The organism is Bacillus sp. 11C (genome assembly GCF_055486375.1).
Genome location: NZ_JBUPVZ010000022.1, coordinates 1 through 26,828, shown reverse-complemented (window position 1 = coordinate 26,828; position 26,828 = coordinate 1). Strand labels below are relative to the sequence as shown.

Below are 26,828 nucleotides of genomic sequence, written 5' to 3'. Positions count from 1 at the left end.
CAAGAACCCGAAGGTCCTTGCTCTTTACGTATCAGCTTACTCACCAGTTACGTATGGAAGTAAAGCCATTTGACGAGCGCGTTTGATCGCTGCAGTCAATTTACGTTGGTATTTAGCGTTTGTTCCAGTTACACGACGTGGTAAAATTTTACCGCGCTCAGAAACAAACTTTCTAAGAAGATCTACATCTTTGTAGTCGATGTGCGTGATGCCGTTAGAAGTGAAATAACACACTTTACGGCGTTTCGCACGACCGCCTCTGCGTCCTCCTGCCATTGTCATTTCCCTCCTTTCTGTTTTAGATTAAGCGATATTCTCATTAGAATGGAAGATCATCATCCGAGATGTCAATCGGTTTGCCGTCGTTGGCAAACGGGTCATCATTAAAGCTGTTTCCCTGATTGCGTCTCTGGTTGTTGTTCTGATTTCCCCCGAATGGATTATCATTTTGGCCTCCGCCAAAGTACTGGCCTCCGCCGCTGTTTCCTTCGTTGTATCCACCTGAACCAGAACCGCCGCCGCTTTTAGGCTCTAGAAACTGAACACTTTCAGCTTGAACTTCGGTCACGAAGACACGCTGTCCTTGCTGGTTTTCATAGTTTCTCGTTTGTAAACGGCCATCTACGCCTGCAAGGCTTCCTTTTTTCAGGAAGTTTGCAACGTTTTCAGCTTGTCTTCTCCAAGTGACACAATTAATGAAATCGGCTTCACGTTCTCCGGACTGGTTCGTAAACGTACGATTCACAGCAAGAGTAAACGTGGCAACAGCCGCACCGTTTGGCGTATAACGAAGCTCTGGGTCTTTTGTCAGTCTTCCGACTAATACAACTCGGTTAAGCATAAGAAAGACCACCTTTTACCATTATATATTTCAAAATTGCTTATTCTTCTTCTTTAACAACAATGTGGCGAATGATATCGTCACTGATCTTAGCTAGACGGTCAAATTCTTGAACTGCCGCAGCGTCAGCTTGAACGTTTAAGATTTGGTAGAAACCGTCGCGGAAATCGTTGATTTCGTAAGCAAGACGACGTTTACCCCAATCCTTTGTTCCAGTGATCTCCGCACCGTTAGAAGTCAGAACGTTGTTGAAACGCTCGATAACTGCTTTTTTAGACTCATCGTCAATGTTTGGGCGGATAATGTACATAACTTCGTACTTTCTCATCTGTTTGCACCTCCTTTTGGACTAAGCGGCCCATAATGGGCAAGGAGCAATAATTCTATTACTCACAATTTTATATTATACCAAAGCTCTTGTCCCTTTACAACTGCATCCTATACATTAAATCGGAAATGAATAACATCCCCGTCTTGGACCACATATTCTTTCCCTTCGAGACGGACTTTTCCTGCTTCTTTGGCTCCTGTCATGCCGCCGCCCGCAAGAAGATCCTCATAAGCAACAGTTTCAGCACGAATGAATCCTCGCTCAAAATCACTATGAATAACTCCTGCACACTCAGGGGCTTTCATGCCTTTTTTGAATGTCCAAGCTCTGACTTCCTGTTCTCCTGCTGTGAAATATGTTGCAAGGCCAAGCAGGGAGTATGACGCCTTAATCAGCTGATCCAGACCTGATTCTTCAATGCCCAACTCTTCAAGGAACATTTGCTTTTCTTCGCCTTCAAGCTCGGCGATTTCGGATTCAATCTTCGCACAAACGACAATGACTTCGGCGTTTTCGCCGGCAGCATATTCACGAATCTTCGCTACATTTTCATTGCCAGACGGGTCAGCCACTTCCTCTTCACTTACGTTCGCCACATATAAGATAGGCTTCGAAGTCAGTAAATGAAGCTGCTTTACAAGCTTTTGCTGCTCTTCAGTAAACTCAACAGAACGAGCAGGCTTTTCATTCTCAAACGCTTCTTTCAGTTTAGACAGAATCTCAAACTCAAATACAGCGTCTTTATCTTTTTGCTTTGCAAGTTTGCTGACGCGTGTAATCCGCTTTTCAACCGTTTCCATATCAGCAAGGATCAGCTCAAGGTTGATTGTTTCAATATCATCAATCGGATCAACTTTTCCGGAAACGTGTGTAATGTTGTCATCAGAAAAAGCACGGACAACGTGGCAAATCGCGTCAACCTGCCGAATATGAGAAAGAAACTTGTTACCGAGTCCTTCTCCTTTAGACGCGCCTTTTACGATCCCTGCAATATCAGTGAATTCAAAAGCAGTCGGCACAGTCTTCTTCGGTTTGACCAGCTCAGTCAGCTTTTGCAGACGATCATCCGGCACTTCTACAATTCCCACATTCGGATCAATCGTACAGAACGGGTAGTTGGCTGATTCGGCACCGGCCTGTGTAATTGCGTTAAATAATGTTGATTTCCCAACGTTCGGCAAACCGACAATTCCAGCTGTTAAAGCCATTCTTTCATCTCCTCTATATAAAACCGTCATTGTATAAACGTATTTTGAACCTAGAGCAATTATAAGGAGGTTCACTGGAAAAGACAAGCTGACAAAAAAGCATTTTCAGCCTGTTAATCCCTTTGATTATGCTTTTTTCAAACCTACTAAACAGTCAAAAAGCGTACTTCCCATTCCATTATCGGAATTTGTATCGTTTGTCAGTGTATTGACTGAGCCTCCAAAAGCCGCCCACATGCCCTCATCTATATTAACCGTCTTCGGATGAGCCTGCTTCATCACCTTCACCTTGCCCTTCAAGCGCCCGCGGTCATTAAAGATACTGACCTCGTCTCCGTCCTGAAGATTCTGCTCCACCGCTATATCTGGAGAAATATCAACTTGAATATGCTGAAGCTTTTCAATAAACGGCACATGCTGAGAGTGATTAGAGCGTTGCGGATGAATAGACAAAAGCGTGTAGGGATACTTTTCGGCTAACTCTTCATTATGGAAAACAGATTCTTCGGGTACGTTTAATTGAAGCAAACCGCTAAATCCTTTTTCCTGAGCTAACGACGAAGTAAATTCAAATTTTCCGCTCGGCGTCAAAAACTGATAATCCTCCCACGGAACCTGCTTGACCGGAAGAGGGAGGTGGCCTTTTTCTTTCAATCGCTTAAGCGTCACATTCTCTGCTTCCAATGAAGAAAGCCCCATCTCTAAAAATTCTTGAGTGCTGTAGTCAAACAGCTCGCCAAATCCAAGGCGTTTTGCAAGCTCTGACCAAATCCACCTGTCCGACTTTGCTTCTCCCTGCGGTTCCACAAGCTTCTTCCCGTACTGAACGTAATGATGATACATGCTGGAGTAGTAGATATCCTCTTCTTCAAAAACAGTGGCAGTCGGCAGCACATAGTCACACAGCTTTGCCGTATCCGTCATGATCGAATCAATCGCCACCGTCATCGGCACGTTTTCAAATGCTTGTCTTACTTTATTGGTATTTGGCACCTGAGTCAGCGGATTTCCGCACGTCACAATGATCATCTCAATAGCTGGATCAGCAGCAGTCAACACCTCTTCAGCCTGCGTCATCATGGAAAACGAACGTGATGCTGTTTTTAATTCCGGCAGGGTCAGCTTCGTTTTTGCAAAGCTCTCACCGATCTGAACGTTCCCGAAATTCGCGCCGCCGCCTTTAATTCCGACATTTCCGCTTGCCGCAACGAGTGCATCAATCCAGCGAATCGTTTCACCGCCGTTTTTATATCGCTGCATGCCGAGCCCCATAAAGGTAGACACCGGGCCATCAGCATACAAACCGGCCAGATCATTCAGCTCCTCCATAGAAGTTTCTGTTTTCACAATAAACTCTTCTAAAGAAACGGTGTTCAAAAGCTCTTTCACATCATCAAAGCCGGCAGAATGATCAGAGATAAACGTCTCGTCCGTTCTTCCTGTCTCAATCAGAACCTTCAAAATGCCTGCCGCAAGCCAGCCGTCCATTCCCGGTTTGACAGAGATATACCGGTCTGCAAGCTTGGCAGTCGGGTTGAAGATCGGGTCAATCACCGTAATCGTGGCACCCTTTTTCTTCACCTGCTGCAAGTGATGGTATAAGTGCATATTTGTTCTGGATACATTTCTCCCCCACACAACAACATGTTTGCTGTTGTAAATATCAAGCGGGCCGTGCCCATACGAACGGCCGAAATCCCAGCTTTGCGCCTCGATACCTGAGCCCCAACATATGCTGCCGATGATTTCAGTCACGCCGCCATATCCATTAAAAAAACGCTGATCTAGCGCTTTTAACAAACCGTTATTCGCATAATCATGGCTGTGCAAAACAGCAGTTGTCTCCGACGTTTCCTTGATCTCCCGGAGTTTATCGGCAATTTCATCAAGCGCCTGCTCCCAAGAAATGCGCACAAACTCGCCATTTTGTTTTTTCATCGGATAGCGAAGCCGATCAGGCGAATTTGTTTTTGTCTCAAGCATTCTGCCGCGGCCGCAGATTTTGCCTTCCGTAATCGGATGATTCGAATCTCCGTCCACTTTTGTTACCTTTCCCTCATCAACAGTCACCAAAAAGCCGCAGCTGTCCCAGCAATTCAGCGGACAAGCTGACTGATGCACTTTGCTCATCGCCGTCTTCTCCTTACCTTCTATATGAAAAAGCATGAGTGCAGGCCTTTTTATGAAGTAGGCTCCTCATGCTTGACTAGTACTTTTTTTAGTTTTCTTTCAAATTCTCTTCTAGGAATCATTACACTGTGAGAGCAACCCTCACACTTAATTCGAATATCCATTCCCATGCGTATAATTTTCCAGCTGTTCACTCCGCATGGATGCGGTTTTTTCATTTCTACGACATCATTCAGGCCAAAGTCTTTATCCGCCAAGACCCTTCACCTCTTTTCATAAACTGCTGTATCTATTGTACAAAAAAATTGATCATAAGAGCAATCAAGATATCCGAAAAGAAATACATCCTTTTATTTCCATTTACTCAAAATAGGATATAACAGCAGACAAACTAACAAGTACAAATTCAGCAACCCGTATATCGGATACAAGAACGCGATCAAATCAGAAAATCCGAAAGAAGTAAAAGGCACCATCAACGCTAACAGAATCAACACAAGCACCCATCTCGGCATATGAACAAACGCCATCAGCCGGCTGGACAGCCCCAGCAAACCAGCTACCGTCGTCGTATAAATCGCCAGACACAGAACCGCCGTCATACATAAAAAAAGGAGATAAGGCGCACCCTCCAAAACGGCAAACAACGGTATTTCAAACTGAGAAAGGGAGCCCGCCAGCTCCACTAACGTTTCATTATAAATAAATGAGATCACACCAAAAATAAGACCGCTTGCCACACTGGCGATTTTCGCTTCTCCGAGTCCTTTCATTTCTTTCCCGACGGAAGATAAAATCGCAACCACTGAAAGGATGTTCAAAGAGGTAAACGTAATGCTCGCAGGCCAGTTATACTGCCGGGTCAAATCAATCGTCCACGTGTGGTGGTGAGTGTTCTGAAAGGAGATCAGCGCATACAGCAGACCCGCAACTAAAACAGGTATTAAAACACCATTTACTGATAATATCCCTTTCACATCCCAGAAAAACAAACACACAGTCACGATACAAATCAGCGCAATTCCCCACCAGAAAGGAAGCTTGTACATTTGCAGGGTCACACCGCCTCCGGCAATCATCACCATAGTCGTCGAAAACAAATAAAAAACAATGAGGACATCATAAATTTTCGCCAGCCATGGTCCCATCAGATGCTCCAGAACCGGCAGAAAATGAGTGGATTGAACCTTAAAACTAATTTTCATCACAATATAAGACGAGAACATGAACATGATTGTAAACAGCACAATAGCAAGTCCGCTTTCCGCCCCAAAAAACTGCCAAATCTCCTGACCGCTCGCATATCCGGCCCCGATCAGGCTCCCTAATATGAGCAGCATCCACTTCATCCCGGCTCTCCACAACCTCATCACCTCATAGCACAGAGTTCAGCTTGTTCCCGCTATTGTTACTATATAAATCACAGAGAGCAAACATGCCATATTTTCATAGACATTGGTCGCAAGGTGAAATTATCATACGAAATACACATAAAAACTATCAGTGCAGACAGTCCGAGATGTTTAAGAAATGACCTCATTCTTCACTTTTTCTAACTATGCCGCCGATTGAAGAACGGATGAAAATCACTTCTGATACCGGAACCTTTGACTTCGCCGGCATTAAAACACAATCAATATAGACATCTATTCTCAATTGTTTTGTAAGCAGACCCTAGCTTGATCATGATCGAAGCATTGGGGCACAACACTTGTAATCAACCTACTAACCACTCATATTGCGCCCTCTATTGATAAAAAATATCCGGCTCCATACACGAAGCATAAAAGACCCTGCTGCTGGATATACTGTAAACAACCTTACATATCTAAACACACACCACAGCTATTTTGCTACCTACTATAACAAGGAAGTGAAACCTATGAATCGAAAAGGCGGGCTTTTTTCCTCTCAGGAACGAGTAAAGCATTATGTTTCACATACGGATGCAGCTGCAGCAAAACAAATCCAAACCATCCTTTCTTCATCCTTACGTAAAGCTGCCGGCAGACCGATTATCGTGGTTTGTATCGGAACAGACCGTTCAACCGGTGATTCATTAGGCCCGCTCGTAGGAATGAAACTCAAACAGATGCAGCTCACTAGATTTCATGTCTATGGCACTTTATCTGACCCCGTTCATGCTGTAAATATGAAGGATAAAATCAATGACATTCAAAAAATACATAAAAACCCGTTTATTATAGCGGTCGATGCATGCTTAGGACGCGTTAAAAGTGTGGGATCGTTTCAAATCGGAGACGGGCCATTAAAGCCGGGAGCTGGTGTGCAAAAAGACCTTCCTGAAGTGGGAGATCTTCATATTAACGGAATTGTGAATGTGAGTGGTTTTATGGAATACTTTGTTTTACAAAATACAAGGCTGCACTTGGTCATGAATATGGCAAGTGTTCTTGCTGAAGGATTGAGTTTAACAGATCGGACAGAGTGGAGGCAGGAACGCCTTAGCCCGCTTCAAAGGATCACTGGGCGAATATAAAACAAAAAACCATCTTCGTTTGAAAGATGGTTTCTGTAATATTTATGAATCTCGTTCAGACAAAAGCTCTAAAATCCGGTCAAGATCTTCATTAGAGAAAAATTCGATTTCGATTTTGCCTTTTTTCTTTTGTCGTTTAATATTAACCGTTGTTCCAAAATAATTTTGGAGGTAGGATTCTCGTTCTTTTAGAACCGCGTCTTTCACAGGTTCTTTTTTCTTTGTTTCACGTGAAACATTCTGATTTAACTGCTGAATCAGCTGTTCAAGCTGGCGAACATTGAGGTGTTCCGCAATCACTTTTTGTACAAGCGGTTCAAGCTTATTTTTGTTTTTCAGGCCAAGAAGCGTGCGTCCATGTCCCATTGAAAGCGTACCTTCGGCAATAAGCTGCTGAATGTTTTCTGGCAGGGTCAGCAATCTTAAATGATTCGCAATATGCGGTCTGCTTTTCCCAAGACGTTTGGCAAGCTGTTCTTGTGTGAGGTCTAAGTGTTTCAGCAAAGAGTCATAGGCCTGAGCCTCTTCAAGCGGCGATAAATCTTCACGCTGAAGGTTTTCCAATAAAGCAATTTCTCTCATTAATGCCTCTGATAATTCACGGACAATCGCCGGAACCGTGTCTAAACCCGCCAGCTTTGCCGCTCGAAAACGCCGTTCGCCCGCAACAATATCATAGCCTTTTAAAGATTTTCTGACGATAAGCGGCTGTAGAATGCCATGCTGCAGCACAGATTCTTTTAGTTCAGCTAATGCCTCGTCATCAAAGTGTTTTCTTGGCTGATAAGGATTAGGGCGTAAATCAGCAACTTTAATTTCTTCAACTGTCTCATCAGACAAATCGACCTGATTAAACAACGCATTAATCCCTTTTCCAAGGCCTTTAGCCATTCGCAGCCACTTCCTTTGCTAAATCTAAATATACTTCTGCGCCTCTTGACCGCGGATCGTATAAAATGATGGGTTTTCCGTGACTCGGTGCCTCACTCAGACGGACATTACGCGGAATAACCGTCTTATATACTTTATCTCTAAAATACTTTTTAACTTCTTCAATCACTTGAATGCCGAGATTTGTCCGGGCATCAAGCATTGTCAGCAATACACCTTCAATCATTAAATCGGTATTCAAATGCTTTTGCACAAGACGTACAGTATTTAATAACTGGCTGAGCCCCTCCAAAGCGTAATATTCGCACTGTACAGGAATCACAACGGAATCTGAGGCAGTAAGCGCGTTAATCGTCAGCAGCCCCAATGACGGCGGACAATCAATAATAATATAATCATAATTCTGCTTTACTGCTTCAAGCGCCCTCTTCAGTCTCACTTCTCTTGAAATCGTCGGAACCAGCTCTATTTCAGCTCCTGCAAGCTGAATCGTCGCAGGAATCACGTCCAAGTTCTCTACTGTCGTTGCTTTAATTATATCTATTACATCTGCATCATCTACTAAAATATCGTACACACACTGCTCTACATCGGCTTTTTCAATCCCTAATCCGCTTGTCGCATTTCCCTGCGGATCAATATCTACCAGCAGAACCCTTTTCCCTATGTAAGCTAAGCATGCCCCAAGGTTGACAGACGTCGTTGTTTTGCCGACTCCGCCTTTTTGGTTCGTAATTGCTATGATTTTTCCCACGATGTCACCTACTTTCACATGAACATGTACTATCTTATTTCTATTCTATCAAAAAAAGATTAAAGCGTTTCATTTTTTTCATCATTTTGTTCCGATTCAGAAGGGAAATAATTGAAAATTTAAAGAACAGCTAATACTTTCTCTTATAAATTCTGCGATTTCTATGTTTTTTTGACTTAAAAAAGGGATTTCTCAAAGAAAAAAAGAAGAAGTTACCGTGCAGAATGTACAGGACGGTGAGAATATGGTTTACAAAACAAAGAGAGATGTACCCGTTACGCTGATGATTGCTTTTCTTATATTACTGATACAAGCAGATGCCATTGTTCCTTTTGTGCTGGGAAATATGAGGGTTTCAGGCTGGATCATTTTTACTCTGCTGACGCTTTTAAATGTGCTCATCATTTGGAGCTTTATTGATCTGAAATATGTATTAAGGGAGCATCATTTGATCATTAAAGCCGGACTGATTAAACATCAAATTCCTTACGAAAAAATCGACAAAGTGGTTGAGAAAAAGAAGCTGTGGTCAGGTTTTCGTCTAATCGGCTCTCGTCATACCATCACGATATATTATCTGGGCGGCTGGGGGCACGCAGTGATTTCTCCGCAAGATACTGAAGAATTTATCCTCATGCTCAAAGAAAAAAAAATCTAATATAACAATATTGACTAAAAGTAATTAATTCCCTTTTACGATAAAAATAAAAGCTCTCCTGCTTTTCAGGAGAGCTTTTATTTTGGTATGCGAATCGTTAATTGAATATATTCTTCAAATTCTTCTTCTTCTGTATTCAATTTTACACCGCTGTCTTCAACCATTGTTAGTGACTGGCGAATCGTGTTCATTGCAATTCTTGTATCTCTACTGAACGCTTTGCGTCTCGGCTTCGGTTTTCTCTGGCCTTGCTCCAGCATTTTCACCACGCGGTCTTCCGTCTGCTTTACATTTAAACTTTTCTCAATAATCTCTGTGAGCAGTGTGACTTGGAGCTCAGGCTGTTTCAGCGGAATCAGCGCTCTGGCATGCCGCTCAGTGATTTTCTTCTCCATAATCGCGTCTTGGACCGGCTGAGGCAGCTTTAATAACCGCAGCTTATTCGCAATTGTTGACTGCCCTTTTCCTAAACGCTGCGCGAGAGCTTCCTGTGTTAAATCATGAAGCTCAAGAAGCCTAGCATAGGCGTGCGCTTCCTCAATAGAAGACAGTTCCTCCCGCTGCAAGTTTTCAATTAACGCTACAGAAGCGGTTTCCGTATCCGAAAAATCCTTAATAATAGCCGGAATCTTTTCCCACTCGAGCGATTGAACCGCTCTCCAGCGTCTTTCACCTGCAATGAGTTCGTATTGGCCTTCTTCTTCTGTATGCCTGACAACAATCGGCTGAATAATGCCGTGTGTATGAATGGTCATTGCTAACTCTTTGATTTTTTCATCTGAGAAAATGGTGCGTGGCTGAAAACGGTTGGGAACGATAGCATTTACCGGTATTTCCAGAATCTCTTCTTTGTTTGTCTCTTGTTCAGCAATCTCCGGTTCCTGTTCCTTCTCACCAAGCCCGAAGAAACGAGAGAATGAATGCTTCATGTACCTACACCACCTTTAAAAACTGCCATTTTTATAATTCTATTTTCTCATGGTTTTTCCTGCTGTACATCCATCAATTTTGATGAAAATATGATGGTATTGTCACATCAGGCTGTCTAAATTACCCTTCAATTGGCGATTTATTAGGAGTTCCCGGTTTTCTTGGATACTTCTTAGGTGTATTTTTTGTCTTTCGTATCACCATAATATTACGATCGCTTTCTTCAATAGGCAGCTTAAAGGAATGGGTATTCTCAAGTTCTCCTCCAAGCGTCGTGATCGCTTTTTTGCCAGCATTCAGTTCTTCTTCAGCTGATGCGGCTTTTAAAGCAACAAATAAACCGTTTTTCTTCACCAGAGGCAGGCAAAGTTCGCTCAAAACAGATAGTCTTGCAACTGCTCGCGCCGTCACAATATCATAGCTTTCCCGTACGTCTTTCCGCTGTCCGAATGTTTCAGCTCTGTCATGGCAGAATGTCGTATTCTCCAATTGCAAAGCTTCAGACAACTTTTCTAAAAACGTAATCCGTTTGTTTAGTGAATCCACGATTGTGACATGGAGGTGCGGAAAGCATATTTTAATCGGCAGACTCGGGAAACCCGCTCCCGCTCCAACATCACATATCGTGTTCATCTTATTGAAGTCGACATAAAAAGCGGCTGTAATGGAATCATAAAAATGCTTAAGATACACTTCTTTTTTCTCTGTAATTGAAGTCAGATTGATTTTTTCGTTCCATTCAACCAGCATATCGTAATACAGCTCAAATTGCTCTAGCTGACGGGGAGAAAGGGAAATCCCTTTTTCCGCCAAACTAGAAGTGAATTCTTCAATATTCATGCCGTCATCCTTTCTATTCGGCTATCTTCGCAATGCGTCCCTGCTCTAAATACACCAATAGAATTGAAATGTCCGCCGGGTTTACACCGGAAATGCGGGAAGCTTGGGCAACAGACAAAGGGCGCACATTTTTCAGTTTTTGACGCGCCTCAGTCGCGATCCCTTTGATTGCGTCATAATCAATTCGATCCGGGATTTTTTTGTTTTCCATCTTCTTCAGTTTTTCCACTTGCTGAAGGGATTTTTCAATATATCCTTCATATTTCACTTGGATTTCTACTTGTTCTGCCACGTCTTGCGGAACCGGCACTTCTGACGGCGCCAGTTTTGTGACTGTTTCATAGTTCATTTCAGGGCGTTTCATCAAGTCTGTGCCGCGAACTCCATCTTTCAATTCGCTTCCGCCTAGAGAGCGGATATATTCTTGATTTTCCGGAGACGGCTTGATAATCACAGAGTGCAGACGTTTTTTCTCCGCTTCGATCGCCGCTTTTTTCTTCTCAAAAGCTGCATAACGCTCATCAGAAATCAATCCAATGCGGTGGCCGATTTCTGTCAGACGCAAATCAGCATTGTCATGGCGAAGAAGCAATCTGTATTCAGCACGTGATGTTAGAAGACGGTATGGTTCATTGGTTCCTTTTGTGATAAGGTCATCAATCAGAACACCAATGTAGGCGTCAGAACGGCTCAGAATCACTTCTTCTTCTCCAAGCGCTTTTCGTCCCGCATTAATTCCCGCCATAATTCCTTGTCCCGCAGCTTCTTCATAACCAGATGTTCCGTTAATTTGGCCTGCTGTGTAAAGGTTTGTGATTTTTTTCGTTTCAAGTGTCGGCCATAGCTGTGTCGGTACGATCGCATCGTACTCAATCGCATAGCCGGCTCTCATCATTTGCACGTTTTCAAGGCCCGGAATCGTTGCAAGCATTTTTTGCTGTACATCTTCCGGAAGACTTGTAGATAAACCTTGGACATAAACTTCTTGCGTATTTCTGCCTTCCGGCTCAAGGAAGATTTGGTGACGCGGTTTATCATTAAAACGGACAACTTTATCTTCAATGGACGGGCAGTATCTAGGACCAGTCCCTTTGATCATACCGGAATACATCGGTGAACGGTGCAGGTTGCCGTCAATAATCTCATGTGTCTCAGGGCTTGTATATGTCAGCCAGCAAGGAAGCTGATCTGTAATATATTCCACTGTTTCATATGAGAAAGCGCGAGGCACATCGTCACCAGGCTGAATTTCCGTTTTGCTGTAATCAATCGTGTCGCTTTTGACGCGAGGCGGCGTACCTGTTTTAAAACGAACAAGGTCAAAGCCCAGTTCCTCCAAATGCTCAGAAAGCTTGATAGAAGGCTGCTGGTTATTCGGACCGCTTGAGTAGGACAGATCTCCAAGAATGATTCGTCCTCTTAAATATGTCCCTGTCGTCATGACAACTGCTTTCGCACGATAATGCGCGCCTGTTTGTGTAATGACACCGCGGCATTCGCCGTCTTCAACGATCAGCCGCTCCACAATTCCTTGCAGCATTGTTAAGTTTGGTTCTTTTTCAAGTGTATTTTTCATTTCGTGCTGATATTGGAATTTGTCTGCTTGCGCACGCAGTGCACGGACCGCAGGACCTTTTCCTGTATTCAGCATTCTCATTTGAATATGCGTTTTATCGATGTTTCTGCCCATTTCTCCGCCGAGCGCGTCAATTTCGCGGACGACAATCCCTTTTGCGGGGCCGCCGACAGACGGATTACATGGCATAAATGCAACCATATCTAGGTTGATGGTCAAGACAAGTGTTTTGGCGCCTTGGCGTGCTGATGCGAGGGCAGCCTCAACACCGGCATGCCCGGCGCCAATCACAATCACATCGTATTGGCCTGCTTCATACCCCATGATTCGGTTCCTCCTTTTATTATTTTCCTAAACAGAACTGTGAAAAGAGCTGATCAATCAAGCTTTCGTGGACAGCATCTCCGATGATTTCGCCCAACAGCTCCCAGCATCTTGTAAGGTCAATTTGCACCATGTCGATCGGGACATCCTGTTCGATGCCGCTAAGCGCATCTTCAATGGCACGTTTTGCTTGCTGTAAAATGGAGATATGGCGTGTATTGCTGACATACGTCAGATCTCCGCTTTCAATGGCACCCGTGTAGAAAAGCGATTGAATCGCTTCTTCTAAATCATTGATGCCTTCCTCTTTTAATAGAGATGTCGTAACAACAGGACGTCCTTTGGCAAGCTCACGGACACGCTCAATGTCAATCTTCGCCTCAAGGTCAGTCTTATTCATAATCACGATAACATCCATGCCCTCAACCGCTTCAAAAAGCTTTACGTCTTCTTCAGAAAGCTCTTCACTATAATTAAGCACAAGTAAAATCAGGTCCGCTTCCTTTAGAACCTGGCGAGAACGTTCAACACCGATTCGTTCAACAATATCCTCTGTTTCACGAATACCTGCAGTATCAACCAGACGAAGCGGAACGCCCCTTACATTAACGTATTCCTCAATCACATCCCGAGTCGTTCCGGGAATATCGGTTACAATGGCTTTCGCCTCATGAACGAGGCTGTTCAGAAGAGATGATTTCCCTACATTCGGCCGTCCGATAATGACAGTAGAGAGACCTTCACGCAAGATTTTTCCCTGCTCAGAAGTCCTCAGCAGCGCCTCAATTTCTTTTTTCACGGCGGTTGCCTTTTCAACTAAAAGCTGATGTGTCATTTCCTCAACATCATCATACTCCGGATAATCGATATTCACCTCAACATGAGCCAGTGTTTCTAAAATCTCACTGCGCAAACGGCGCACCAAAGCAGAAAGACGCCCTTCCATTTGATTCATAGCGACATTCATTGCCCGATCCGTTTTCGCTCTGATTAAGTCCATAACCGCTTCAGCCTGTGAAAGATCGATTCGGCCGTTTAAAAACGCGCGTTTCGTAAATTCACCCGGCTCTGCCAGTCTCGCTCCCTCTCTCAATGCGAGCTGAAGCACTTGGTTTACAGTCACAATTCCCCCGTGACAGTTAATTTCGATGACGTCTTCACGTGTAAAAGTTCTCGGCGCTTTTAACACTGATACCATTACTTCCTCAACGACACGATCCGAAGGTCTGTCTACGATATGACCATAATGAATCGTATGTGATTCAACCGAGCTGAGTGTTTTCCCCTTCGGCCCTTTATACATTTTATCAGCGATTTGAATTGCTTCTGGTCCGCTCAACCGTACAATCGCAATCGCGCCTTCTCCCATCGGAGTGGAAATTGCCGCAATTGTATCCATGCTGTTCACCTCTCTTTACTTATACTTTCATCTATATAAAAAAATTTTATTATGCCAAAACTAAAAGATAACATAGTTTGGTTCGAAGTGGAAGATGTGTTATCCACAGAATTAGGTATTCACCCTCTATTACTTTAACTTATCCACATGTGAATAACAATTAATTTTATTTCCTGAACTTCCTTTTTATCAACAGGATACACCTAAAAAGAAAAAACTTAAACGGCAAAAGCTTGATATTACTAGGAAAAATAGCTTTTTTCCATATAAAAAAACCGAAATCCGCTTTTTACCGGACTTCGGTTTTATGCTATTTTTTATGGGAAATAACGAGATGGCGATTTTCGCCTTCACCCATTGAATGCGTTTTGATCTGGTGATTTGCATATCCAGAAAGAGTATCATGGATGATTTTTCTTTCACTGGACGGCATAGGTTCAAGATGAACTGCTTTTTTCGTTTTCAACACCTGATCTGCAAGCCTGTTGGCCAGCTGACTCAGAGTTTCTTTTCTTTTCAAGCGATAGTTTTCAGCATCCACCGTCACATGTTTAAATGGGCCTGAATAACGATTAATAACAAGCTGTGTCAAAGTTTCAAGGGCATTTAAGGTTTGTCCTCTTTTCCCAATCAACAGTGCCGCTTTTTCACCTGTTATATGGAAACTCACTGTCTTTTTGTTTTCTTGAACAGTCACATCAGACTTCCCGGCAATGGCTTCGGCAATTGTTTGTAGATAAGACTTCGCTTGCTGAATCGGGTCAATCTTTTCAACAAGCTTTACGACCGCCGGCTTTTTACCGAAAATACCGAGAAACCCTTTGTTTCCCTCATCAATAACAGTAATTTCCACCTTATCCATTGGTAATTCCAGCTCTTGCAACCCAGACTGTACTGCTTCATCGACATTTCGCCCTGCAGCAGTCACATTCCTCACTTTTTCTTTCCTCCGGCTTTTTGCGGTTCAGGATCTTTTTTAATATCAGGTCCTTTGATAAGGAAAGTTTGCGCAATCATAAACAAGTTACCGACTACCCAATAAAGAGAAAGAGCCGCCGGGAAATTGATTGCAAATACGATAATCATGATCGGCATAATCCAAAGCATCATCGCCATTTGCGGATTTTGCTGCGCATTCCCCGCCATCATAAGCTTTTGCTGAACAAATGTAGCGACCCCGGCAACGATAGGAAGAATATAGTAAGGATCTTTTTCTCCTAAGTCAAACCATAGGAAACTATGCTCTGATATCGCCTGTGTTCTCATGATCGCATGATAGAATCCAATTAAAATCGGCATCTGGATTAAAATCGGGAAACATCCCGCCAACGGATTGACACCGTTCTTTTGGAATAAAGCCATTGTTTCCTGCTGAAGCTTTTGCTGCGTTTTTTGATCCTTTGAACTGTATTTTTCTTTAAGCTTTTGCATTTCCGGCTGTAAAGCCTGCATCGCTTTCGAACTTCTCAGCTGCTTAATCATCAGCGGCAAAATTAATAAACGAATCAAAATGGTAACAAGAATAATTGAAAGCCCATAGTTATCTCCCGTCACTTTCGCTACATACGTAATGAGCTCAGACAATGGATATACTACGTACTTGTCCCAAAAATGCGGACTATCTGCAGTGATCGGCTCTTGCACACTCGAGCATCCAGCCAAAAGCATGAATACGCCAACCATACTTAATAGCAACCCTATTCTCCTTTTCAAGAACATTTCCTCCTATAATCAATCTTTACGCTCTTTTATTGCAAAGCATACTTGTATGTATTTTAGCATCTTTCAGTTTTAAATGGTGTCTTTTTCTGATAACCAGAAAGGAAGCGCTTTTAAAAGTTGTAAGAAAGCAGCGGCAATGCCTACTTTGACGAAGATTTCTTATATAAAGAAGACTTCCTGAATAGATGCTGCAGACTTTTTTTTGTTTCCTCATATGTCAGCTGGCTCGCCGGTTTTCTGGCAATAATGATGTAATCCTTTTCCTTCAGTCTCTCTTTCTCTTCAAGAAAGGCCTGCCGAATCAAACGTTTGATCCGATTTCGCATCACAGCGTTGCCAATTTTTTTGCTGACGGAAAGCCCGACACGCAGCTCATCGTTTTCAGGCTGATCAAGCGTATATAAGACAAATTGGCGGTTCGCTACTGATGTCCCATGCTTAAACACTTTTTGAAAATCTTCATTTTTCTTTAAACGATTTCGCTTCTTCAAATGACTCACTCCGATACTGGCTGGCAGAAACTTTTAAAATTTATGATGAAAAATGAGATGCATCAGAACCAGGAAGCAAGCCCCGGTTCATTCCGCATCACATCTATCTTTTCCCATAACGTGAAAAAAGACCACTGACATTATTCAGTGGCCTAAGCTGATAATACTTTTCTGCCTTTACGGCGACGGCGTGCTAAAACTAGACGACCGTTTTTTGAACTCATACGGCTTCTGAAGCCATGAACTTTACTGCGTTTACGGTTATTCGGTTGGAATGTTCTTTTCATTTATGACACCTCCCTCGAGGAATAGCTGTTAAAGACAGTCTTACTTATTATATTTGCGTTACCTGTTCATTGTCAACTTCACTAGTGCTTTTGTTTCTCGCAACCATAATAGGATAACATACCTTTTCAACTTTCGAAACCTTATTTTTAAGATTCCTTAAATTAACGAAAAAAGACAACCTAACAATTTGCCCTAAAATCACGAGTGTGGATATCTTTTACGCCTTTTTTAATATCCACAGAGGTTATCGACAACATTTTCACATTACCAACGTCTGTGGACAAAATTTTTTCAACAGGCTGTCCGCTTTGTGGATAAGATTGTGAGACCCATTGCAAGCTCTCGTTTATTTTGGTATTATATTTGTGTTTTAACTCTTAATTACTAATCTCACCTTCTCTTCTTATCCACAAAGTGTGGATAAGTTGTGGATTGATTTCACACAGCTTGTGTAGAACCTTGTCCACAAGTTGTGAAATTTGTCGAAAAGCTATTTATCTACTATATTATATGTTTTCAACATTTAATGTGTACGAATGGAAAGCGCCATTTGCTCTTTTTTTGTGTTCTATAACAGAGGAAGACGCTATTTTCTATGAAAAGGAGGGACGTGCCGGAAGATGGAAAATATATTAGATCTGTGGAATCAAGCCCTTGCTCAAATCGAAAAAAAGTTGAGCAAACCGAGCTTTGAAACTTGGATGAAATCAACCAAAGCCCACTCACTGCAGGGAGATACATTGACAATCACCGCTCCTAATGAATTTGCCAGAGACTGGCTCGAGTCCAGATACTTGCATCTTATTGCAGATACTATATATGAATTAACCGGGGAAGAATTGAGCATTAAGTTTGTCATTCCTCAAAATCAAGATGTTGAAGATTTTATGCCGAAACCGCAAGTCAAAAAAGCGGTCAAAGAAGAAACATCTGATTTTCCCCAAAATATGCTCAATCCAAAATATACTTTTGATACTTTTGTCATCGGATCTGGAAACCGATTTGCACACGCTGCTTCTCTCGCAGTAGCGGAAGCACCCGCGAAAGCATACAACCCTTTATTTATCTATGGGGGCGTCGGCTTAGGGAAAACACACTTAATGCATGCGATCGGCCATTATGTAATAGATCATAATCCTTCTGCCAAAGTGGTTTATCTGTCTTCTGAGAAATTTACAAACGAATTCATCAACTCTATCCGAGATAATAAAGCCGTCGATTTCCGCAATCGCTATCGAAATGTCGATGTGCTTTTGATAGATGATATTCAATTTTTAGCGGGAAAAGAACAGACCCAGGAAGAATTTTTCCATACATTTAACACATTGCACGAAGAAAGCAAACAAATCGTCATTTCAAGTGACAGACCGCCAAAAGAAATTCCGACACTTGAAGACAGATTACGTTCTCGTTTTGAATGGGGCCTGATTACGGATATCACGCCGCCTGATTTGGAGACGAGAATTGCGATTTTAAGAAAAAAAGCCAAAGCAGAAGGCCTCGATATTCCGAATGAGGTTATGCTTTACATCGCAAATCAAATCGACAGCAATATTCGGGAACTTGAAGGAGCATTAATCAGAGTTGTTGCTTACTCATCTTTAATTAATAAAGATATTAATGCTGATCTGGCCGCTGAGGCGCTGAAAGATATTATTCCTTCTTCAAAACCGAAAGTCATTACGATAAAAGAAATTCAGAGGGTAGTAGGCCAGCAATTTAATATTAAACTCGAGGATTTCAAAGCAAAAAAACGGACAAAATCAGTTGCTTTCCCGCGCCAAATTGCCATGTACTTATCAAGGGAAATGACTGATTCCTCTCTTCCTAAAATCGGGGAAGAATTTGGAGGCCGTGACCATACGACCGTTATTCATGCTCATGAAAAAATTTCAAAACTGCTGACAGATGATGAACAGCTTCAGCAGCATGTAAAAGAAATTAAAGAACAGCTTAAATAGCAGGACCGGGGATTAATCGGGGAAAGTGTGAATAACTTTTCAGTAGTCATGCACAGTCTGTCCACATGTGGATAGGCTGTGTTTCCTGTCTTTTTCACAACTTATCCACAAATCCACAAGCCCTACTATTACTGCTACTATTTTTAAAAAAATATATATATAAATACATTATCCGTTAGGAGGATAAAAATGAAATTCACGATTCAAAAAGATCGTCTTGTTGAAAGTGTCCAAGATGTATTAAAAGCCGTTTCATCCAGAACTACAATTCCCATCTTGACTGGTATTAAAATCGTTGCATCAGATGATGGAGTATCCTTTACGGGAAGCGATTCAGATATTTCTATCGAATCCTTTATTCCAAAAGAAGAAGGAGATAAAGAAATTGTCACGATAGAACAGCCTGGAAGCATCGTCTTACAAGCCCGCTTCTTTAGTGAAATTGTCAAAAAACTGCCGATGGCAATGGTGGAAATCGAAGTACAAAATCAGTATTTGACAATTATCCGTTCTGGCAAAGCAGAATTTAATCTAAACGGGCTTGACGCTGATGAATATCCGCACTTGCCGCAGATCGAAGAGCATCATGCGATTCAGATCCCAACTGATTTGTTAAAAAATCTGATCAGACAAACAGTGTTCGCGGTGTCCACCTCAGAAACACGCCCTATCTTGACAGGTGTAAACTGGAATGTGGAAAAAAGTGAATTATTATGCACTGCGACGGATAGCCACCGTCTGGCATTAAGAAAAGCGAAACTTGATATTCCAGAAGACAGATCTTATAACGTCGTTATCCCGGGAAAAAGCTTAACCGAACTCAGTAAGATTTTGGATGACAATCAGGAACTTGTAGATATCGTGATCACAGAAACTCAAGTTCTGTTTAAAGCGAAAAACGTCTTGTTCTTCTCGCGGCTTCTGGACGGAAATTACCCGGACACAACCAGTCTGATTCCGCAGGAAAGCAAAACAGAAATCATTGTGAACACGAAAGAATTCCTTCAGGCGATTGATCGTGCATCCCTTCTAGCCAGAGAGGGGCGCAACAACGTAGTGAAACTTTCTGCAAAACCTGCTGAATCCATTGAGATTTCTTCTAACTCACCTGAAATCGGTAAAGTTGTGGAAGCGATTCTTGCAGATCAAATTGATGGTGAGGAATTAAATATCTCATTTAGTCCAAAATATATGTTGGATGCACTAAAGGTGCTTGAAGGAGCAGAGATACGCGTAAGCTTTACAGGTGCAATGAGGCCTTTCCTAATTCGCACGCCGAATGATGAAACGATTGTACAGCTTATCCTTCCTGTCAGAACCTATTAATCCGATACACGCTGCCGACCCGTTCGGCAGCTTTTCTATTCGGTATCTGCTCCGACAAGTTTTCCCTTTCCCTAATTCGTTTTTTTTTAGTACAATTAGATATTAGTGATATTTGAAAGAGGTCGATATAATGGCAAATCCGATTTCAATTGATACAGAGATGATTACACTTGGACAATTCTTGAAATTAGCCGATGTCATTCAGTCAGGCGGTATGGCGAAGTGGTTTTTGAGCGAGCATGAAGTGCTGGTGAACAACGAACCGGACAACCGCCGAGGCAGAAAGCTGTATGTTGGAGATGTGGTAGAGATTGAAGGATTTGGTTCTTTTCAAGTCGTCAATTAAAGCGGGTGATACTGATTGTATATCCAGAACTTAGAACTGACATCTTACCGCAACTACGACCATGCTGAACTCCAATTTGAAAACAAAGTAAATGTCATCATCGGAGAAAACGCCCAGGGGAAAACAAACCTCATGGAGGCGATCTATGTCTTGTCCATGGCGAAATCGCACCGGACATCAAATGATAAAGAACTTATACGGTGGGACAAAGACTATGCTAAAATAGAGGGAAGAGTGATGAAGCAAAACGGAGCGATCCCGATGCAGCTCGTCATCTCCAAAAAGGGTAAAAAGGGCAAGGTCAACCATATTGAACAGCAAAAGCTCAGCCAGTATGTCGGGGCCCTCAACACCATCATGTTCGCGCCGGAAGATTTAAATCTGGTAAAGGGGAGCCCTCAAGTGAGAAGGCGGTTTCTTGACATGGAAATTGGACAGGTTTCTCCTGTCTACCTGCATGATCTTTCTCTTTACCAGAAAATCCTTTCCCAGCGAAATCATTTTTTGAAGCAGCTGCAAACAAGAAAACAAACTGACAGAACGATGCTCGATGTTTTGACCGATCAGCTTGTAGAAGTCGCGTCAAAAGTCGTTGTAAAACGCCTGCAGTTTACAGCGCAGCTTGAAAAATGGGCGCAGCCTATTCATACGGGCATCTCCAGAGGGCTTGAGGAGCTGACCCTGAAGTACCATACGGCTCTTGAGGTATCAGATCCTAAAGACTTGTCGAAAATAGGAGATAGCTATCAAGAAGCGTTTTCTAAATTAAGAGAAAAAGAAATTGAGCGCGGTGTTACGCTGTCAGGTCCTCATCGTGACGATGTTCTTTTCTATGTGAACGGACGCGATGTGCAGACGTATGGTTCTCAAGGACAGCAGCGAACGACGGCATTGTCCCTTAAACTGGCGGAGATTGACCTGATCCATGAGGAAATCGGAGAATATCCCATTTTACTATTGGATGATGTATTGAGTGAGCTGGATGATTATCGCCAGTCACACTTGCTTCATACGATCCAAGGCCGTGTACAAACGTTTGTCACAACGACAAGCGTTGATGGCATTGATCACGAAACCTTACGTCAAGCAGGAATGTTCCGTGTGCAGAACGGTGCGTTAGTGAAGTGAAGAAATGAGGTGGGCAATTGTATATTCATTTAGGTGATGACTTTGTGGTTTCAACACGAGATATTGTCGGCATTTTTGATTTTAAAGCCAACATGTCGCCTATTGTTGAAGAATTTCTGAAAAAACAGAAACACAAGGTGGTGCCTTCCGTAAACGGCACGCCAAAATCTATCGTAGTCACGGTTCAGAATATATATTACTCTCCCTTATCTTCCAGCACATTAAAAAAACGTGCGCAATTTATGTTTGAAATAGATTCTTAGAAGTTTTTTATCACGAATATATCGTTTAGAAAAGTGTAGGTGAATGACGTGGCTATGGAACAGCAGCAAAACAGTTATGATGAAAATCAGATACAGGTTCTGGAGGGATTGGAAGCTGTTCGTAAAAGACCGGGGATGTATATCGGTTCAACAAACAGCAAAGGCCTTCACCATCTGGTATGGGAAATTGTCGACAATAGTATTGACGAAGCCCTCGCCGGTTATTGTACGGATATCAATATCCAAATCGAAAAAGACAACAGCATCACGGTGGTAGATAATGGCCGCGGTATTCCAGTCGGTATTCATGAAAAAATGGGCCGGCCTGCGGTAGAGGTCATTATGACGGTGCTTCATGCCGGAGGGAAATTTGACGGAAGCGGTTATAAAGTATCCGGAGGATTGCACGGTGTAGGTGCGTCAGTCGTAAACGCGCTTTCAACCGAGCTTGTTGTGACGGTACACCGTGACGGAAAAATCCACCGTCAAACCTATAAACGCGGAGTTCCGGTTTCAGACCTTGAAATCATTGGCGAAACAGATCATTCAGGAACGACGACACATTTTGTCCCGGATCCTGAGATTTTCACAGAAACAACTGTGTATGATTATGATTTGCTTGCTAACCGTGTGCGCGAATTAGCCTTTTTGACAAAAGGCGTAAACATCACGATTGAAGATAAACGTGAAGGACAAGAGCGCAAAAATGAGTACCATTACGAAGGCGGAATTAAAAGTTATGTAGAGTATTTAAACCGTTCTAAAGAAGTTGTCCATGAAGAGCCGATTTACATTGAAGGCGAAAAGGACGGCATTACGGTTGAAGTGGCTTTGCAATATAATGACAGCTACACAAGCAACATTTATTCGTTTACAAATAACATTAACACGTACGAAGGCGGGACCCACGAAGCAGGCTTCAAAACGGGCCTGACTCGTGTAATCAATGATTACGCCAGAAAAAAAGGGCTCATTAAAGAAAATGATCCGAACTTAAGCGGTGACGACGTAAGAGAAGGGCTAACCGCGATTATTTCCATCAAACACCCTGATCCGCAATTTGAAGGCCAAACGAAAACAAAACTAGGCAACTCGGAAGCGCGGACGATCACCGATACGTTATTTTCTGCGGCATTGGAAACATTTATGCTGGAAAATCCAGATGCGGCCAAAAAAATTGTCGACAAAGGTTTAATGGCGGCAAGAGCAAGAATGGCTGCGAAAAAAGCGCGTGAATTAACACGCCGCAAGAGCGCTTTGGAAATTTCAAACCTTCCCGGTAAGCTAGCGGACTGCTCATCAAAAGATCCGAGCATTTCCGAGTTATATATCGTAGAGGGTGACTCTGCCGGAGGATCAGCTAAACAAGGCCGCGACAGACATTTCCAAGCCATTTTGCCGCTTAGAGGTAAAATCTTAAACGTTGAAAAAGCAAGATTGGACAAAATCCTTTCCAACAACGAAGTTCGTTCTATGATCACAGCTCTCGGAACAGGTATAGGGGAAGATTTCAACTTGGGGAAAGCCCGTTACCACAAAGTTGTCATTATGACTGATGCCGACGTTGATGGCGCGCACATCAGAACACTGCTGTTAACGTTCTTTTACAGATATATGCGCCAAATTATTGAAAATGGCTACGTGTATATTGCGCAGCCGCCGCTCTACAAGGTTCAACAGGGAAAACGTGTTGAATATGCATATAATGACAAAGAACTTGATGATCTGTTGAAAACTCTTCCTCAAACGCCTAAGCCTGGATTGCAGCGTTATAAAGGTCTTGGAGAAATGAATGCGACCCAGCTATGGGAGACAACCATGGATCCGAGCTCCAGAACACTTCTTCAGGTAACTCTTGAAGATGCAATGGATGCCGATGAGACATTTGAAATGCTAATGGGCGACAAAGTAGAACCGCGCCGAAACTTCATAGAAGCGAATGCGAGATACGTTAAAAATCTTGACATCTAATCATAAAAAGCCTTATTTCCAATAAGAAATAAGGCTTTTTTCTGAACGAGATCAGATGCAGTAATGCTTGCAATACCTATATATTCTAGCAATTTAATGTGTATAATCATAAGTTTATTGATATAATGGAGAATAGTGAAATCGTATTGAAGATCATAATGGACAATCTACTCCCACATATTTCATGTGATACTTCAGGGAGGTTTTTTAATGAGTGAACAAAACACACCACAAGTTCGTGAAATAAATATCAGTCAGGAAATGCGTACGTCCTTCTTGGATTATGCAATGAGCGTCATCGTGTCCCGTGCTCTTCCAGATGTCCGTGACGGTTTAAAACCGGTTCACAGACGGATTTTGTATGCAATGAACGATCTGGGCATGACAAGTGACAAGGCTTATAAAAAATCCGCGCGTATCGTCGGAGAAGTTATCGGGAAATACCACCCGCATGGTGATTCAGCGGTATATGAATCCATGGTCAGAATGGCGCAGGATTTCAACTATCGTTATATGCTCGTTGACGGTCACGGAAACTTCGGTTCTGTTGACGGGGACTCAGCGGCTGCCATGCGTTATACGGAAGCAAGAATGTCTAAAATCTCGATGGAAATTCTTCGAGACATCACAAAAGACACAATCGATTATCAGGACAACTATGACGGGTCAGAAAGAGAACCTGTCGTTATGCCTTCAAGGTTCCCGAATCTGCTTGTAAACGGCGCTGCCGGAATTGCGGTAGGTATGGCAACAAACATTCCTCCGCACCAGTTAGGAGAAGTCATTGACGGTGTGCTTGCTGTCAGTGAAAATCCTGAAATCGCAGTACAGGAGCTTATGGAGATTATTCCTGGTCCTGACTTCCCGACTGCGGGGCAAATTTTGGGCCGAAGCGGTATTCGGAAAGCATACGAATCAGGACGAGGCTCGATTACGATCCGGGCAAAAGCGGAGATCGAACAAACATCGTCAGGAAAAGAAAGAATTGTCGTAACAGAACTTCCATACCAAGTAAATAAAGCAAAACTAATCGAAAAAATCGCTGATCTTGTTAGAGATAAGAAGATAGAAGGTATTACCGATCTACGTGATGAATCTGATCGCACAGGTATGAGAATCGTCATCGAAATCAGAAGAGATGCCAACGCGCATGTCATTCTAAATAATCTATATAAGCAAACAGCTTTGCAAACTTCTTTTGGTATCAATCTGCTTGCGCTTGTTGACGGACAGCCAAAAGTTTTAAATTTAAAGCAATGCTTGGAGTATTACCTAGATCACCAAAAAGTCGTAATCAGACGCCGTACTGCTTATGAATTGCGTAAAGCGGAGGCAAGAGCACATATCTTGGAAGGATTGAGAATTGCTCTTGATCATCTTGATGCAGTTATTTCCCTTATCCGTAAATCTCAAACGGCTGAAATTGCGAGAACAGGATTAATTGAACAATTCTCGCTGACTGAAAAACAAGCCCAAGCTATTCTTGATATGAGACTGCAGCGTTTAACAGGATTGGAACGTGAAAAGATTGAAGAGGAGTACCGATCCCTTGTTAAATTAATTGCAGAGCTGAAAGAAATCTTGGCCAATGAAGAAAAAGTGCTTGAGATCATTCGGGAAGAACTCATAGAAATTAAAGAGCGTTTTAACGATGAAAGACGCACTGAGATCGTCACTGCCGGTCTTGAAACAATTGAAGATGAAGATCTCATCGAAAGAGAAAACATCGTTGTCACCCTGACACACAACGGATATATCAAACGTCTGCCTGCCTCAACCTACCGCAGTCAAAAGCGCGGCGGAAAAGGCGTTCAGGGCATGGGGACAAACGAAGATGATTTCGTTGAACATCTGATCTCTACATCAACGCATGACACGATTCTCTTCTTCTCGAACAAGGGGAAAGTGTATCGTGCAAAAGGATACGAAATCCCTGAATACGGCAGAACAGCAAAAGGAATCCCGATTATTAACCTGTTGGAAGTAGAAAAGGGTGAATGGATTAACGCGATTATTCCAGTCTCTGAATTCAACGCGGAACTTTACCTTTTCTTCACAACAAAGCACGGGGTTTCAAAACGAACTTCGCTTTCTCAGTTCGCTAATATCCGAAACAATGGCTTAATCGCTCTGAGTCTTCGTGAGGATGATGAATTGATGGGTGTACGTCTAACTGACGGCACAAAACAAATGGTCATCGGAACGAAAAATGGATTGCTGATTCGTTTCCCTGAAACGGATGTTCGGGAAATGGGGAGAACTGCGGCAGGCGTAAAAGGCATCACCTTGACCGATGACGACGTTGTTGTCGGCATGGAGATATTAGAGGAAGAATCACATGTCCTTATCGTAACTGAAAAAGGTTACGGAAAACGAACTCCGGCTGAAGAGTACAGAACCCAAAGCCGTGGCGGAAAAGGACTCAAAACAGCGAAAATCACCGAGAACAACGGCCAATTAGTAACAGTAAAAGCTACTAAAGGTGAAGAGGATCTAATGATTATTACAGCCAGCGGCGTACTCATTAGAATGGACATCGATGACATCTCAACCACCGGACGTGTCACTCAAGGTGTGCGCCTCATCAGAATGGCGGAAGAAGAGCATGTTGCTACAGTAGCATTGGTGGAGAAAAATGAAGAAGATGATCAAGAAGAAACACAAGAAGAAGTGTGAGAAAAAGCGCAGCTGAAAAAGCTGTGCTTTTTTTGTGCCATAACCCTTTACAGTTATAAGATTTATGGTATAATCATTTCTGTTGTCTTTTAAAAGACATAAACATGACTAGCAAAAACTTTTCTTTAAAAAAGTATTGACCTAGTTAACTAAAAATGTTACTATTAAATAGTCGCTTCGAGAGAAGTGCACAAAGTTCTTTGAAAACTAAACAAGACAAAACGTACCTGTTAATTCATTTTTTATAAATCGCACAGCGATGTGCGTAGTCAGT

25 protein-coding genes and 1 pseudogene are annotated in these 26,828 nt (G+C 42.6%); 9 read left to right on the top strand and 17 right to left on the bottom strand.

Going from position 1 to position 26,828, the window contains the following annotated elements:
* Positions 1 to 36: 36 nt before the first annotated feature.
* The 7 genes from rpsR to ACY3LV_RS19935 form a co-directional block, all read right to left on the bottom strand.
* The gene (gene rpsR, locus ACY3LV_RS19965; protein WP_010332656.1) at positions 37 to 276 is read right to left on the bottom strand and encodes a 30S ribosomal protein S18; all 240 of its coding nucleotides are present in this window, start codon (positions 274 to 276) and stop codon (positions 37 to 39) included.
* A gap of 43 nt (positions 277 to 319) precedes the next feature.
* Positions 320 to 841: a single-stranded DNA-binding protein SsbA gene (gene ssbA, locus ACY3LV_RS19960; protein ID WP_039074877.1), complete on the bottom strand. Its 522-nt coding sequence runs from the start codon at positions 839 to 841 to the stop codon at positions 320 to 322.
* Between the two features lie 40 nt (positions 842 to 881).
* Positions 882 to 1,169, bottom strand: coding sequence for a 30S ribosomal protein S6 (rpsF, locus tag ACY3LV_RS19955; RefSeq protein ID WP_014115888.1), 288 nt, complete (start codon positions 1,167 to 1,169; stop codon positions 882 to 884).
* A gap of 110 nt (positions 1,170 to 1,279) precedes the next feature.
* A complete protein-coding gene (gene ychF / locus ACY3LV_RS19950) occupies positions 1,280 to 2,380 on the bottom strand; it encodes a redox-regulated ATPase YchF (protein WP_464864382.1) in 1,101 nt (366 codons plus the stop codon).
* Positions 2,381 to 2,506: 126 nt separating this feature from the next.
* Positions 2,507 to 4,510: a molybdopterin-dependent oxidoreductase gene (locus ACY3LV_RS19945; protein ID WP_464864381.1), complete on the bottom strand. Its 2,004-nt coding sequence runs from the start codon at positions 4,508 to 4,510 to the stop codon at positions 2,507 to 2,509.
* Positions 4,511 to 4,560: 50 nt separating this feature from the next.
* Complete coding sequence (locus ACY3LV_RS19940) at positions 4,561 to 4,767, bottom strand: DUF951 domain-containing protein (RefSeq protein ID WP_087993753.1); 207 nt, start codon at positions 4,765 to 4,767, stop codon at positions 4,561 to 4,563.
* 93 nt (positions 4,768 to 4,860) lie between these two features.
* The gene (locus ACY3LV_RS19935; protein ID WP_464864380.1) at positions 4,861 to 5,880 is read right to left on the bottom strand and encodes a YkvI family membrane protein; all 1,020 of its coding nucleotides are present in this window, start codon (positions 5,878 to 5,880) and stop codon (positions 4,861 to 4,863) included.
* Positions 5,881 to 6,392: 512 nt separating this feature from the next.
* Between ACY3LV_RS19935 and yyaC the strand changes: the two genes are divergently transcribed.
* The gene (gene yyaC / locus ACY3LV_RS19930) at positions 6,393 to 7,010 is read left to right on the top strand and encodes a spore protease YyaC (RefSeq protein ID WP_148963137.1); all 618 of its coding nucleotides are present in this window, start codon (positions 6,393 to 6,395) and stop codon (positions 7,008 to 7,010) included.
* 42 nt (positions 7,011 to 7,052) lie between these two features.
* Here the strand turns inward: yyaC and spo0J are convergent, their stop codons facing one another.
* Complete coding sequence (spo0J, locus tag ACY3LV_RS19925; RefSeq protein WP_148963136.1) at positions 7,053 to 7,901, bottom strand: stage 0 sporulation protein Spo0J; 849 nt, start codon at positions 7,899 to 7,901, stop codon at positions 7,053 to 7,055.
* Positions 7,894 to 8,655, bottom strand: a complete 762-nt coding sequence (soj, locus tag ACY3LV_RS19920) for a sporulation initiation inhibitor protein Soj (RefSeq protein ID WP_003219244.1) — start codon at positions 8,653 to 8,655, stop codon at positions 7,894 to 7,896. Before soj ends, spo0J begins: the two co-directional genes overlap by 8 nt.
* Before the next feature lie 244 nt (positions 8,656 to 8,899).
* Between soj and ACY3LV_RS19915 the strand changes: the two are divergent.
* Positions 8,900 to 9,341 (top strand): annotated as a pseudogene (locus ACY3LV_RS19915) (PH domain-containing protein).
* A 49-nt stretch (positions 9,342 to 9,390) separates the two neighbouring features.
* Here ACY3LV_RS19915 and noc read toward each other — a convergent pair.
* The 8 genes from noc to rpmH form a co-directional block, all read right to left on the bottom strand.
* A complete protein-coding gene (noc, locus tag ACY3LV_RS19910; RefSeq protein ID WP_148963134.1) occupies positions 9,391 to 10,242 on the bottom strand; it encodes a nucleoid occlusion protein in 852 nt (283 codons plus the stop codon).
* 121 nt (positions 10,243 to 10,363) lie between these two features.
* Positions 10,364 to 11,083, bottom strand: coding sequence for a 16S rRNA (guanine(527)-N(7))-methyltransferase RsmG (rsmG, locus tag ACY3LV_RS19905; RefSeq protein ID WP_333562346.1), 720 nt, complete (start codon positions 11,081 to 11,083; stop codon positions 10,364 to 10,366).
* Between the two features lie 13 nt (positions 11,084 to 11,096).
* Complete coding sequence (gene mnmG, locus ACY3LV_RS19900) at positions 11,097 to 12,983, bottom strand: tRNA uridine-5-carboxymethylaminomethyl(34) synthesis enzyme MnmG (RefSeq protein WP_464864379.1); 1,887 nt, start codon at positions 12,981 to 12,983, stop codon at positions 11,097 to 11,099.
* 19 nt (positions 12,984 to 13,002) lie between these two features.
* Positions 13,003 to 14,382 (bottom strand): tRNA uridine-5-carboxymethylaminomethyl(34) synthesis GTPase MnmE, encoded by a 1,380-nt coding sequence (mnmE, locus tag ACY3LV_RS19895; RefSeq protein ID WP_148963131.1) that lies wholly within the window; start codon positions 14,380 to 14,382, stop codon positions 13,003 to 13,005.
* A gap of 310 nt (positions 14,383 to 14,692) precedes the next feature.
* The gene (gene jag, locus ACY3LV_RS19890) at positions 14,693 to 15,319 is read right to left on the bottom strand and encodes an RNA-binding cell elongation regulator Jag/EloR (protein ID WP_148963130.1); all 627 of its coding nucleotides are present in this window, start codon (positions 15,317 to 15,319) and stop codon (positions 14,693 to 14,695) included.
* Entirely contained in the window at positions 15,316 to 16,101 is a 786-nt protein-coding gene (spoIIIJ, locus tag ACY3LV_RS19885; RefSeq protein ID WP_087993744.1) for a YidC family membrane integrase SpoIIIJ, read from the bottom strand. The genes jag and spoIIIJ overlap by 4 nt, the downstream gene beginning before the upstream one ends.
* Positions 16,102 to 16,244: 143 nt before the next feature.
* On the bottom strand, positions 16,245 to 16,595 hold the full coding sequence (gene rnpA, locus ACY3LV_RS19880; protein ID WP_003242628.1) for a ribonuclease P protein component: 351 nt from the start codon (positions 16,593 to 16,595) through the stop codon (positions 16,245 to 16,247).
* A gap of 152 nt (positions 16,596 to 16,747) precedes the next feature.
* On the bottom strand, positions 16,748 to 16,882 hold the full coding sequence (rpmH, locus tag ACY3LV_RS19875) for a 50S ribosomal protein L34 (RefSeq protein ID WP_003178075.1): 135 nt from the start codon (positions 16,880 to 16,882) through the stop codon (positions 16,748 to 16,750).
* Positions 16,883 to 17,503: 621 nt separating this feature from the next.
* On the opposite strand from rpmH, the gene dnaA reads away from it, so the two are divergent.
* The 7 genes from dnaA (at position 17,504) to gyrA (ending at position 26,554) form a co-directional block, all read left to right on the top strand.
* Positions 17,504 to 18,844 (top strand): chromosomal replication initiator protein DnaA, encoded by a 1,341-nt coding sequence (gene dnaA, locus ACY3LV_RS19870; RefSeq protein WP_039074864.1) that lies wholly within the window; start codon positions 17,504 to 17,506, stop codon positions 18,842 to 18,844.
* 189 nt (positions 18,845 to 19,033) lie between these two features.
* Complete coding sequence (dnaN, locus tag ACY3LV_RS19865) at positions 19,034 to 20,170, top strand: DNA polymerase III subunit beta (RefSeq protein WP_202327738.1); 1,137 nt, start codon at positions 19,034 to 19,036, stop codon at positions 20,168 to 20,170.
* A gap of 130 nt (positions 20,171 to 20,300) precedes the next feature.
* Positions 20,301 to 20,516: a ribosome maturation protein RlbA gene (gene rlbA / locus ACY3LV_RS19860; protein ID WP_003219264.1), complete on the top strand. Its 216-nt coding sequence runs from the start codon at positions 20,301 to 20,303 to the stop codon at positions 20,514 to 20,516.
* A 15-nt stretch (positions 20,517 to 20,531) separates the two neighbouring features.
* On the top strand, positions 20,532 to 21,644 hold the full coding sequence (recF, locus tag ACY3LV_RS19855) for a DNA replication/repair protein RecF (protein WP_148963128.1): 1,113 nt from the start codon (positions 20,532 to 20,534) through the stop codon (positions 21,642 to 21,644).
* Positions 21,645 to 21,661: 17 nt separating this feature from the next.
* Positions 21,662 to 21,907, top strand: coding sequence for an extracellular matrix regulator RemB (gene remB / locus ACY3LV_RS19850; protein ID WP_003219266.1), 246 nt, complete (start codon positions 21,662 to 21,664; stop codon positions 21,905 to 21,907).
* A gap of 54 nt (positions 21,908 to 21,961) precedes the next feature.
* On the top strand, positions 21,962 to 23,878 hold the full coding sequence (gyrB, locus tag ACY3LV_RS19845; RefSeq protein WP_148963437.1) for a DNA topoisomerase (ATP-hydrolyzing) subunit B: 1,917 nt from the start codon (positions 21,962 to 21,964) through the stop codon (positions 23,876 to 23,878).
* Positions 23,879 to 24,088: 210 nt separating this feature from the next.
* Entirely contained in the window at positions 24,089 to 26,554 is a 2,466-nt protein-coding gene (gyrA, locus tag ACY3LV_RS19840) for a DNA topoisomerase (ATP-hydrolyzing) subunit A (protein WP_464864378.1), read from the top strand.
* Positions 26,555 to 26,828 lie beyond the last annotated feature (274 nt).

Bases quoted from the DNA above. Each gene is read 5' to 3' on its own strand.
- rlbA (WP_003219264.1), top strand. From the start codon at position 20,301: ATGGCAAATCCGATTTCAATTGATACAGAGATGATTACACTTGGACAA.
- ychF (WP_464864382.1), bottom strand. From the start codon at position 2,380: ATGGCTTTAACAGCTGGAATTGTCGGTTTGCCGAACGTTGGGAAATCA.
- dnaA (WP_039074864.1), top strand. From the start codon at position 17,504: ATGGAAAATATATTAGATCTGTGGAATCAAGCCCTTGCTCAAATCGAA.
- ACY3LV_RS19935 (WP_464864380.1), bottom strand. From the start codon at position 5,880: ATGAGGTTGTGGAGAGCCGGGATGAAGTGGATGCTGCTCATATTAGGG.
- gyrB (WP_148963437.1), top strand. From the start codon at position 21,962: ATGGAACAGCAGCAAAACAGTTATGATGAAAATCAGATACAGGTTCTG.
- spoIIIJ (WP_087993744.1), bottom strand. From the start codon at position 16,101: ATGTTCTTGAAAAGGAGAATAGGGTTGCTATTAAGTATGGTTGGCGTA.
- rpsR (WP_010332656.1), bottom strand. From the start codon at position 276: ATGGCAGGAGGACGCAGAGGCGGTCGTGCGAAACGCCGTAAAGTGTGT.
- spo0J (WP_148963136.1), bottom strand. From the start codon at position 7,901: ATGGCTAAAGGCCTTGGAAAAGGGATTAATGCGTTGTTTAATCAGGTC.
- mnmE (WP_148963131.1), bottom strand. From the start codon at position 14,382: ATGGATACAATTGCGGCAATTTCCACTCCGATGGGAGAAGGCGCGATT.
- mnmG (WP_464864379.1), bottom strand. From the start codon at position 12,983: ATGGGGTATGAAGCAGGCCAATACGATGTGATTGTGATTGGCGCCGGG.
- gyrA (WP_464864378.1), top strand. From the start codon at position 24,089: ATGAGTGAACAAAACACACCACAAGTTCGTGAAATAAATATCAGTCAG.
- rsmG (WP_333562346.1), bottom strand. From the start codon at position 11,083: ATGAATATTGAAGAATTCACTTCTAGTTTGGCGGAAAAAGGGATTTCC.
- rpmH (WP_003178075.1), bottom strand. From the start codon at position 16,882: ATGAAAAGAACATTCCAACCGAATAACCGTAAACGCAGTAAAGTTCAT.
- ssbA (WP_039074877.1), bottom strand. From the start codon at position 841: ATGCTTAACCGAGTTGTATTAGTCGGAAGACTGACAAAAGACCCAGAG.
- noc (WP_148963134.1), bottom strand. From the start codon at position 10,242: ATGAAGCATTCATTCTCTCGTTTCTTCGGGCTTGGTGAGAAGGAACAG.
- rpsF (WP_014115888.1), bottom strand. From the start codon at position 1,169: ATGAGAAAGTACGAAGTTATGTACATTATCCGCCCAAACATTGACGAT.
- ACY3LV_RS19945 (WP_464864381.1), bottom strand. From the start codon at position 4,510: ATGAGCAAAGTGCATCAGTCAGCTTGTCCGCTGAATTGCTGGGACAGC.
- dnaN (WP_202327738.1), top strand. From the start codon at position 19,034: ATGAAATTCACGATTCAAAAAGATCGTCTTGTTGAAAGTGTCCAAGAT.
- yyaC (WP_148963137.1), top strand. From the start codon at position 6,393: ATGAATCGAAAAGGCGGGCTTTTTTCCTCTCAGGAACGAGTAAAGCAT.